Annotated in this window: 9 protein-coding genes; all 9 read left to right on the top strand. The window is 39.6% G+C overall.

The window, feature by feature from the left end; all coding sequences use genetic code 11:
* Positions 1 to 1578, top strand: a 1578-nt coding sequence (gene infB / locus HMPREF0493_RS06070) for a translation initiation factor IF-2 (protein ID WP_006352457.1), incomplete at its 5' end; no start/stop codon positions are given.
* 17 nt (positions 1579 to 1595) lie between these two features.
* On the top strand, positions 1596 to 1958 hold the full coding sequence (locus HMPREF0493_RS06065; protein WP_006352456.1) for a ribosome-binding factor A: 363 nt from the start codon (positions 1596 to 1598) through the stop codon (positions 1956 to 1958).
* 47 nt (positions 1959 to 2005) lie between these two features.
* On the top strand, positions 2006 to 2899 hold the full coding sequence (gene truB / locus HMPREF0493_RS06060; protein WP_006352455.1) for a tRNA pseudouridine(55) synthase TruB: 894 nt from the start codon (positions 2006 to 2008) through the stop codon (positions 2897 to 2899).
* 15 nt (positions 2900 to 2914) lie between these two features.
* Entirely contained in the window at positions 2915 to 3856 is a 942-nt protein-coding gene (gene ribF, locus HMPREF0493_RS06055) for a riboflavin biosynthesis protein RibF (RefSeq protein ID WP_006352454.1), read from the top strand.
* Positions 3857 to 4095: 239 nt separating this feature from the next.
* A complete protein-coding gene (gene abc-f / locus HMPREF0493_RS06050; RefSeq protein WP_006352453.1) occupies positions 4096 to 5622 on the top strand; it encodes a ribosomal protection-like ABC-F family protein in 1527 nt (508 codons plus the stop codon).
* A 98-nt stretch (positions 5623 to 5720) separates the two neighbouring features.
* Positions 5721 to 6767: a heat-inducible transcriptional repressor HrcA gene (gene hrcA / locus HMPREF0493_RS06045; RefSeq protein WP_040457324.1), complete on the top strand. Its 1047-nt coding sequence runs from the start codon at positions 5721 to 5723 to the stop codon at positions 6765 to 6767.
* A 19-nt stretch (positions 6768 to 6786) separates the two neighbouring features.
* A complete protein-coding gene (gene grpE, locus HMPREF0493_RS06040) occupies positions 6787 to 7368 on the top strand; it encodes a nucleotide exchange factor GrpE (RefSeq protein ID WP_006352451.1) in 582 nt (193 codons plus the stop codon).
* Between the two features lie 18 nt (positions 7369 to 7386).
* The gene (gene dnaK / locus HMPREF0493_RS06035) at positions 7387 to 9249 is read left to right on the top strand and encodes a molecular chaperone DnaK (protein WP_006352450.1); all 1863 of its coding nucleotides are present in this window, start codon (positions 7387 to 7389) and stop codon (positions 9247 to 9249) included.
* A gap of 84 nt (positions 9250 to 9333) precedes the next feature.
* Positions 9334 to 10488: a molecular chaperone DnaJ gene (gene dnaJ, locus HMPREF0493_RS06030; protein ID WP_006352449.1), complete on the top strand. Its 1155-nt coding sequence runs from the start codon at positions 9334 to 9336 to the stop codon at positions 10486 to 10488.
* Positions 10489 to 10536 lie beyond the last annotated feature (48 nt).

The following is a 10536-nucleotide window of genomic DNA, read 5'->3' as shown; positions in this document are numbered from 1 at the left end:
CATGAAGATATTTCTGATATTGACAAGCTTTACGATAAGCAAATGGAAGCAACTAAGAAGTCAAAGAACTTAGTTAAGCGTCCACCAGTAATTACTATCATGGGTCACGTTGACCATGGTAAAACTACTTTGCTTGACCGTTTGCGTCATACTCATGTTTCTGCTCACGAAGCTGGTGGTATTACTCAGAAGATCGGTGCTTATCAAGTTCGTCTTGATGACCGTTTGATCACTTTCTTGGATACTCCAGGACACGCAGCCTTCTCTAACATGCGTGCACGTGGTGCTGAAATTACTGATATCGTTGTTTTGGTTGTTGCTGCCGATGACGGGGTAATGCCACAGACCATTGAAGCGATCGACCACGCTAAGAGTGCCAATGTTCCAATTATTGTTGCTATTAACAAGATGGATGTTCCAGGTGCCAACCCACAACACGTAACTGAACAATTGATGAAGTATGGTTTAATTCCAGAAGATTACGGTGGTGACACAATCTTCGTTGATATTTCAGCTAAGACTGGTCAAAACGTTGATGACTTGCTTCAAATGATTTTGCTTCAATCAGATGTGATGGAACTTAAGGCTGATCCAAAGCAAAAGGCAATCGGGACTGTTATTGAAGCTCGTTTGGACCGTGGACGCGGTCCAGTTGCCGACATTCTTGTTCAAGAAGGTACGCTTCATGTTGGTGATCCAATCGTTGTTGGTAACACCTTTGGTCGTGTAAGAACAATGACTAATGATCGTGGTCGCCAAGTTAAGAAGGCAACTCCATCTATGCCTGTTGAAATTACTGGCTTGAACGATGTACCTGAATCCGCTGATAAGATGGTTGTCTTCGATGATGAAAAGACTGCTCGTCAAGTTGGTGAAGAAAGAGCTCAACAAGCTTTGCAAAAGCAACGGGAAAATGTTACTCACGTTACTCTTGACAACCTCTTCGATACGATGAAGAAGGAGAACATGAAGGAAGTTGACATCGTTCTTAAGGCCGATGCTCAAGGTTCAGTAGAGGCATTGCAACAATCCTTTGAAAAGATTAACGTTGAAGGCGTAAGAGTAAATGTCATTCACTCAGGCGTAGGAGCCATTAATGAATCTGATGTAACTTTAGCCAGTGCTTCAAATGCCTTTATCATTGGTTTCAACGTTCGTTCAACTCCAACGGCAAAATCACAAGCTGATACTGATGGCGTTGACATTCGCTTGTACAGTGTCATTTACAAGGCAATTGATGACGTAACTGCCGCTATGAAGGGTATGCTTGAACCAACTTACGAAGAAAAGGTCATTGGTAACCTTACTGTTCGTGAAACTTGGAAAGTTTCTAAAGTTGGTACAATTGCTGGTTCCTTCGTTGATAAGGGTGTTGTCAAGAATGATTCAAAGATTAGAGTTATTCGTGATGGCATTGTTAAGTATGACGGTGAAATTGCTTCACTTAAGCGTTACAAAGATGACGCCAAGGAAGTTAAGCAAGGAAACGATTGTGGTTTAACAATCAAGGACTACAACGATATTAAAGTCGGCGACGAATTCGAAGTTTACGAAATGCAACAAGTTGAACCTAAGTAATTTTTAGGGAGGACAAAATGAAACATAGAATTGGTCGAGTTGAAGGAGAAATACTTCGCGAACTAACTAAGATCTTGCAAAAGAACATTCGTGATCCCCGTCTTAGTGAAGTTACAATCACTGCGGTTGAGTGTACGAATGATTTATCATATGCAACTGTCTACTACAGCCTTTTGACTGAAGATCCAGAAAAAGAGCAAGAAGTTGCTGAAGGCTTAGAGAAAGCTAAGGGCATGATGCGTCATTTACTTGGACAAGTACTGACTGTCTACAAAGTGCCTGAACTTATCTTTAAACATGATAATTCAGTCAAATACGGTTCAAAGATTGACCGTTTGATTGCTGAAGTTAAAAAGCAAGATGCTGAGCGGAACAAATAATAAAGAAGCGCCGTTAGGCGCTTTTTTTTCTTGGAAAAGGGTAAACAATGTTAAACGGAATTTTAGTAATCGATAAAGATCAGGGGATGACCAGTGCCGATGTTGTCTATCATTTGCGCAAGGCCCTGCACATTAAAAAGATCGGTCATGCGGGAACTTTAGATCCAGAAGTAACCGGCGTTTTGCCAATTGCCATTGGACAGGCCACCAAGTTGATCGAGTTGATGCATACCAGACCAAAAACTTATCAAGGAACAGGCCTGTTTGGCTACTGTACTGATTCATATGATACCGATGGTAAGATTTTGCAAGAAAAGAAGTTGGAAAGACCATTTAGCAAAGAGCAAATTCAAGCTGCAATGAATAGCTTTTTAGGTGAAATCGAGCAAGTGCCACCAATTTATTCAGCTGTCAAAGTTAACGGTAAACACTTATATGAATATGCTCGCGAAGGCATAGAAGTTGAAAGACCGAAAAGAACCGTTAAGATAGACAGATATCAATTGCTGAATCAGCCGCTGTTTGATCAAGAAAAAGGCCAGGAAAGCTTCGATTTTGAAGTCAAATGCAGCAAAGGCACTTATGTCAGAAGCTTGGTTAATGATTTAGGCGCAAAATTAGAGGAACCAGCTGTTATGACTTATCTTAGAAGGACAGGCAGTTCTGGTTTTGATCTCAGTCAGGCGGTAAAATTATCTAAGATTGAGTCCGACCCCGAAAACGCAAGCAAGCTGATTCAGCCGATTGATGCCTTTTTTAAAGATTACGAGACAATTGACTTATCTTTTGGCAAATGGCTTAAAGTCAAAAATGGGGCAACAATTGAATTAAAGACTGATGCAAAAAAAGTGGCTTTACGCTACAATGGAAAAGTTAAGGCAATATATCAACAAACTACGCATGGTTATCGACCTGATTTAATGTTATTGGCAAATGAATAAAAGTAGGAGGCCATCTTGAAAGTTGTAAATTTAACTTATCCGGTAGAAGACAAGATTGCTAAAAGTAAAATCGTGCTTGCGCTGGGCTTTTTTGATGGCGTGCATTTAGGACATCAGCATCTGATTAACGTTGCTAAAAATATTGCGGAAGAAAAACACTTGCCATTAGCGGTAATGACTTTTGACCGTCATCCGGTGGAAGTGTATGCTGATGATCATGCTTTTCAATACATCGATACCGTTGATGAAAAAGCAGAAAAGATGGCCAAGTTAGGTGTTGACTACTTTTTAGTCATGAAATTTACGAAGCAATTTTCTCAAATTTCAGGGCAAGACTTTGTCGATCATGTATTGGTAGCGTTAAATGCTGAAACGGTTGTTGCCGGTTTTGATTATACTTATGGTCCTAAAGACGTTGCTAATATGGATAATTTGCCTGTTTTTGCTAAAAAGCGCTTTGAAATCGTAAAGGTGCCAAAACAAACTTTTGATGGCAAAAAGATCGGCTCAACTGAAATCCGCAAGGCCATTAATGAAGGCAAAATGGAATTGGCCTATGATCTATTGGGTCACCATTACGTGATGAGTGGAATTATTGGTCATGGTAAACGCAATGGTCATAAGTTGGGCTTTCCAACTGCAAATTTAGTCTGGCAAAATAAAAAGGCAATTCCCAAAATTGGAGTTTATGCTACCAGAACGAAAGTTAACGGCCAATGGTACGAATCAATGACGAGTGTTGGCTATAATGTGACAATCGGACAAGAAAAGCGCATCTATATTGAATCGAATATTTTTGACTTTGATGAAGATGTGTATGGGAAACCGATGGAAATCAAATGGTATAAATACACTCGGGGTGAAATCAAATTCGATAGTTTGGCCGCTTTGAAGGAGCAGCTCAAGAAGGATCAAACCGGAATTAAAGCTTATTTTGCAAATCATCTTGATAAATAATTGATAAGTTGGTATATTTAACACATCAAGTGAAATTTAATTTTAGAAAGAAGGATCGCCGTTGCGTCTTTAATCTTGCAATCAAAGCATAGTTGAATTTAATTCTTTTAATTAAGGAGATACTATGCACTTTTGGCAAGATTAAACGTAGACGGGATGCTTCTTTTTTTCATACGAAAAGAATGAGAGAGTCTGTGCTTGCTGGAGGTGCAGACTCTCTTTTTGCGTGAGGTGATTTGATGAGCACAATAAAGATTACAAAACTTTCTTTTAGATATGAAGATTCCAGTGACAATATTTTTAATGACTTAAATTTGAATTTGGATAGCAGTTGGAAATTAGGTTTAGTAGGTCGAAACGGGAGAGGCAAGACTACTTTTTTGAATTTGCTGAGAGGTAAAATGAAAGGTTTAGGTCAGATTCAAAGTAAGCTCAGTTTTTCATATTTTCCTGTTGAAATAAATAATCCTGACAATATTACTTTGTATGAATTACAAGATCAAACCTCTTTTGAACAGTGGAAACTTGAACGTGAATTAAACTTGATGGATGCTGATCCCAATCTGCTTTGGCAACCTTTTGATACTTTAAGCGGTGGCGAACAGACCAAGGTATTACTCGCTTTGTCATTTACTAATAAGGATGCTTTTCCATTAATCGATGAGCCAACTGATCATTTGGATGAGGATAGCCGCGAGCAGGTTGCCCAATATCTTAAGAAGCATGATAAGGGTTATATCGTTGTTAGCCACGACCGTGATTTCTTGAATCAGGTGACCGACCATATCTTGGCTATTGAAAATACTGAAATTCATTTATATCAGGGTAATTATGCTGCTTATGAGGATACGAAAAATAAGCGCGATGAATTTAACCGTGAAAAGAATGCCAAGCTGAAAGGCAAAATCAAATCTTTAAATAATAAGAGCGTTCAGTTTAATAATTGGTCAGATAGTATCGAAGCCCAAAAGTACTGTGGAATGAAAACACAACACATTCTTAATAGAAGAACAAGACTGAACAAAGGAGCAATTGGTCATGCTGCAGAAAAAATGATGCGTAAAGCTAAAAATGTTGAGCACCGAATGGACAAAGCACTTAATGAGAAAAAAGGCCTCATGACCAACATCGAAGATGTGCCAGACTTAACAATGAATTTTCATCCGAATTATCATAAAACTTTGTTAGAAACGCAGCATCTAAATTTAGAAATCCAAGGAAAGAAGCTTTTCCAGGATTTAAACTTGGTAGTCCAAAATCATTGTGTAGTTTCGCTTGAAGGCAAAAATGGCTCGGGTAAATCAACGTTTTTAAAGCTGCTACTGGGACAGGCAAGGAACGTCAGTTATCAAGGCAAGTTTGAGCTTACAAACGGCCTATCGATTTCGTATTTGCCACAGGATTTTACTGAGTATACTGGGACTTTGAAAGAATTTGCAAATAAGCAAAAAATTTCTTATGAAGAGCTGCTAAATAATCTCAAGAAGATGGGTTTTCCAAGAGAAAGTTTTTCTACCAAGATTGAAGAGATGAGCATGGGTCAGCAAAAGCGTGTTGCGATAGCTAAATCATTAGTTGAACCAGCTGACTTATATTTATGGGATGAACCGGCAAATTATCTTGACGTTTTTAATCAGGATCAATTGATTAAACTGCTTAAGGAAAATAAGCCAGCTATGCTATTGGTTGAACACGACCAGTACTTTATTCAGCAGGTGACAAGACGTCGGATTCATCTTAAAACTTTAACTTATAAAAAAGTCTAAAGAAAATTAGCACTCGTGTTGCAATACTGCTAGTTTTTAGTATAATATAATTTGTTAGCACCTGAGAGATACGAGTGCTAAAAGTGAGGGCGATGTTTATGTTGACCGAGCGTCAAGAATTAATACTAAAAACAATCATTCAGGACTTCACGCGTACTAACGAACCTGTCGGTTCAAAAACCGTGATGACACAGCTACCAATCAAAGTATCAAGTGCCACGATTAGAAACGAAATGGCAGTACTGGAAGCCCAAGGCTTAATTGAAAAAACGCACTCTTCCAGCGGCCGGATTCCTTCTAGTGATGGTTATCGTTATTATCTTGATAATTTGGTTGAACCGTTGCAGCTTTCTGAATCAGTTTACAATCAAATAGTTGATCAATTAGATCGACCATTTCATCAAGTCAATGAAATTATGCAGGAAGCAGCAAAAATCCTTTCAGATCTGACCAATTACACTGCTTTTGCAGAAGGACCGGAAAGTCACGATGTAACGATTACGGGCTTTAGAATAGTGCCTCTTTCTAATCGCCAAATTATGGCGATCTTGGTCACCAGCGATGGCAATGTACAAAATCAGATTTATGCTTTACCGCACAATGTTCATGGCGATGAAATTGAAAAAGCAGTCAGAATGATCAATGATCAGCTAGTTGGCAAAAGATTGAAAGAAGTAACGCCAAGCTTGCTGAAGGCTTTGTCTTCAAAGAGCGTTGGTGGTGAGCATGCCGGCGAACTATCATCATTAGTTGAAGATGTGATCAAAGATGCAGCCAGCGAGCAAATGTATGTCGATGGCCGAATTAATCTTTTGAGTAATGCTTCTGAAAATGATGTTAAAGATTTGCGTTCGCTATATGAATTAGTTGATCACAATGATCTGATCTCTGAATTATTAAATTGCAGTCCAGAAAAGGACAGCAAATATCCGGTTCAAGTAAGACTGGGTTCAGAACTTCCAAATGAATTGATTAAAAATTATAGTTTGTTGACTGCAGAATACAGCGTTGGTGATCACGGCAAAGGCACAATCGCTTTGCTGGGGCCAACCAATATGCCATATTCACAAATGATCGGTTTGCTTGAATACTTTAGAAACGAGCTAGCCAAGAAATTGCTCGATTATTATGTAAAATTTCAATAGACAATAAAGGAGGTTAGCCGTGAGTAAAGAAGAATTTCCAAGTGAAAAGAACTTGGATAAGGATAAAGAAGTTCCTAAAAAAGCTAAGCCTGAAGATAAGAAGAAAAAGGGCGAAGCAAAGAAGGCCTATGATAATGTTAAAAAGCTAGAAGCTGAAATTGCTGCCTTGAAAGAAAAGAATAAGGAACTTGAAGATAAATACCTGCGTAGCGTAGCTGAGATTCAAAATGCTCAAAACCGCTATTCAAAGGAAAGAGCTCAACTTATCAAGTATGAATCACAAAGCTTGGCAAAAGATGTTTTGCCAGCCGTGGACAATTTGGAAAGAGCATTAAGCGTAAAAGCTGACGATGATGCTTCTAAGCAACTCCAAAAGGGTGTTCAAATGACTTTGGATTCACTTGTAAAAGCCATGAAATCCCATGGCATCGTTGAGATCGATGCTGAAGGCGTAGAATTTGATCCGACATTGCATCAAGCTGTTCAAACAGTTGCTGCTAAAGATGATGATCAAAAGGGCCACGTTGTTCAGGTTTTACAAAAGGGATATCAATATAAAGACCGTACACTTAGACCAGCAATGGTTGTAGTTGCACAATAGAAGAGAGGGATTTAACTTATGTCAAAAGTTATTGGTATTGACTTAGGTACTACCAACTCAGCAGTTGCAGTACTTGAAGGTAAAGAACCAAAAATTATCACTAATCCAGAAGGTAATCGTACTACTCCTTCTGTAGTTGCATTTAAGAATGGCGATATTCAAGTTGGTGACGTTGCAAAGCGTCAAGCAATTACCAACCCAAACACTATTGTTTCAATTAAGCGTCACATGGGTGAAGCTGATTACAAAGTTAAGGTTGGTGACAAGGAATACACTCCACAAGAAATCTCAGCCTTTATTTTGCAATACATCAAGAAGTTCTCAGAAGACTACTTGGGTGAAAAAGTAACAGACGCTGTTATTACTGTTCCTGCTTACTTTAACGATGCACAACGTCAAGCTACTAAGGATGCTGGTAAGATCGCTGGCTTGAACGTTAAGAGAATTATCAACGAACCAACTGCTTCAGCTTTAGCCTTTGGCCTTAACAAGGACCAAGATGAAAAAGTTTTGGTTTACGACCTTGGTGGTGGTACTTTCGATGTTTCCATCCTTCAATTAGGCGACGGTGTCTTCCAAGTATTGTCAACTAACGGTGATACTCACCTTGGTGGTGATGACTTTGATAAAGCCATCATGGATTGGTTGATCCAAAACTTTAAGGATGAAAATGGCGTTGACTTGTCTAAGGATAAGATGGCAATGCAACGTTTAAAGGATGCCGCAGAAAAGGCTAAGAAGGACTTGTCAGGCGTATCATCAACTCACATTTCTCTTCCATTCATTTCTGCCGGTGAATCAGGTCCACTTCACCTTGAAGCTGATTTAACTCGTGCTAAATTTGATGAATTGACTGATGACTTGGTACAAAAGACCAAGATCCCATTTGACAACGCTTTAAAGGATGCCGGCTTGACTGTAAATGACATCGACAAGGTTATCTTAAACGGTGGTTCAACTCGTATTCCAGCCGTTCAAAAAGCTGTTAAGGAATGGTCTGGCAAGGAACCTGACCACTCAATCAACCCTGACGAAGCTGTTGCTTTGGGTGCAGCTATTCAAGGTGGTGTTATCTCAGGTGACGTTAAGGACATCGTTTTGCTTGATGTTACTCCATTGTCACTTGGTATTGAAACCATGGGTGGCGTCTTTACTAAGTTAATTGATAGAAACACTACTATTCCAACTTCAAAGAGTCAAATCTTCTCAACTGCAGCAGATAACCAACAAGCCGTAGATATTCACGTACTTCAAGGTGAACGTCCAATGGCAGCAGATGACAAGACGCTTGGCCGCTTTGAATTAACTGACATTCCACCTGCACCACGTGGTGTTCCTCAAATTCAAGTTACCTTCGATATCGACAAGAACGGTATCGTAAATGTATCTGCTAAGGATATGGGTACTGGTAAGGAACAAAAGATTACCATTAAGAGTTCATCCGGTTTGTCTGAAGAAGAAATCAAGAAGATGCAAAAGGATGCTGAAGAACACGCTGAGGAAGATAAGAAGCGTAAGGAAGAAGCAGACCTTAGAAATGAAGTTGATCAATTGATCTTCACTACTGACAAGACTTTGAAAGAAACTAAAGGCAAGTTGTCAGACAGCGACCGCAAACCAGTTGAAGATGCACTTGAAGCATTGAAGAAGGCTCAAAAGGACAACAACTTAGATGAAATGAAAGAAAAGAAAGATGCTTTGTCTAAGGCTGCCCAAGATTTAGCCGTTAAGCTTTACCAACAAAATGGTGGAGCTCAAGGTGCTCAAGGTCAAGCAGGGCCACAAGCAGGTCCTCAAGGCCCACAAGGTGGCAATCCAAATGGTGGCAACGATGGCGGTGCCCAAGATGGTAGTTTCCACAAAGTAGACCCAAATAAGTAAAAGGGTTTATAATTTAAATAGCCTATTAAGAAAAGAACTGCTTAAGGGTAGTTCTTTTCTTTTCAATAGTGAGGAGTTTAAATTTTGGCACAAGAAGATTACTACAAAGTTCTCGGTGTTGATCGAAATGCCAGTGAACAGGAAATTAATAAAGCATATCGTAGATTAGCCAAAAAGTATCACCCAGACCTAAACCATGAACCAGGCGCTGAAGAAAAGTATAAGCAGGTCAATGAAGCCTATGAAGTTTTGCATGATAAGCAAAAGCGGGCACAATATGATCAATTTGGTTCTGCTGGCGTTAACGGTCAAGGTGGCTTTGGCGGTGACGCTCAAGGTGCTTATAGTGGCCATGGCTTCGGTGGCTTTAGCGACTTCGAAGATTTCTTTAACGATGTCTTCGGTGGTGGTGCTGGCCAGCGTCAACAAGTAGATCCAACTGCACCGCAACGTGGTGAAGATTTGAATTACACTTTAACCATTGACTTTATGGATGCCATTAATGGTAAAAAGACGCAAATTTCATACAATCGCAGCGAAACTTGTCAAACCTGTCATGGTACTGGTGCTGAAAAAGGAACCCATCCAATTATCTGTGATAAATGTCATGGTACTGGCTATATGACTATTACTCAGAGATCAGTTTTTGGAATGTTGCAACGACAAACTGTTTGTGACAAGTGTCAAGGCAAGGGTGTTATTATTGAACATCCATGCAAGACCTGTCATGGTAAAGGAACAGTTGAAGCAAAGAATACTCTTGAAGTTGATATTCCAGCTGGCATTGATAATGGTCAGCAATTGCGCTATGAAGGTCAGGGTGAAGCTGGCAAGAACGGCGGCCCTTACGGTGACTTGTACATTAGCTACCGGATTAAGCCTTCTAAGGACTTTGAAAGACGTGGCAATACAATTTACACAACCGTTCCAATCTCCTTTGCGCAAGCAACTTTAGGCGACGAAATCAAAGTTAAGACCGTGCATGGTGAAAAGAATTTAAAGATTCCAGCTGGAACACAGCCAAACCAAAAGTTTACCCTTCGCGGTGAAGGCGTGCCTTACATTCGTGGCGGTGGCAATGGTGATCAAGTCACTACTGTGGAAGTTAAGATTCCAAAGAAAGTTAATGAAGCTCAAAAACAAGCTTTGGTTGACTTTGTTAAGGCTAGTGGCGAATCAATCACTCCGCAAGGCAAGGGATTCTTTGAACGACTTAAAGACAAGCTGAACGGTGATTAAAAAGAATATAATCAAAGAAATACTCATTCGCAAGAATGAGTATTTTTT

This window comes from Lactobacillus amylolyticus DSM 11664 (assembly GCF_000178475.1).
GTDB lineage: Bacteria > Bacillota > Bacilli > Lactobacillales > Lactobacillaceae > Lactobacillus > Lactobacillus amylolyticus.
The sequence above is the reverse complement of the archived record's forward strand: the minus strand, read 5'-3'. Positions and strand labels throughout refer to the sequence as shown.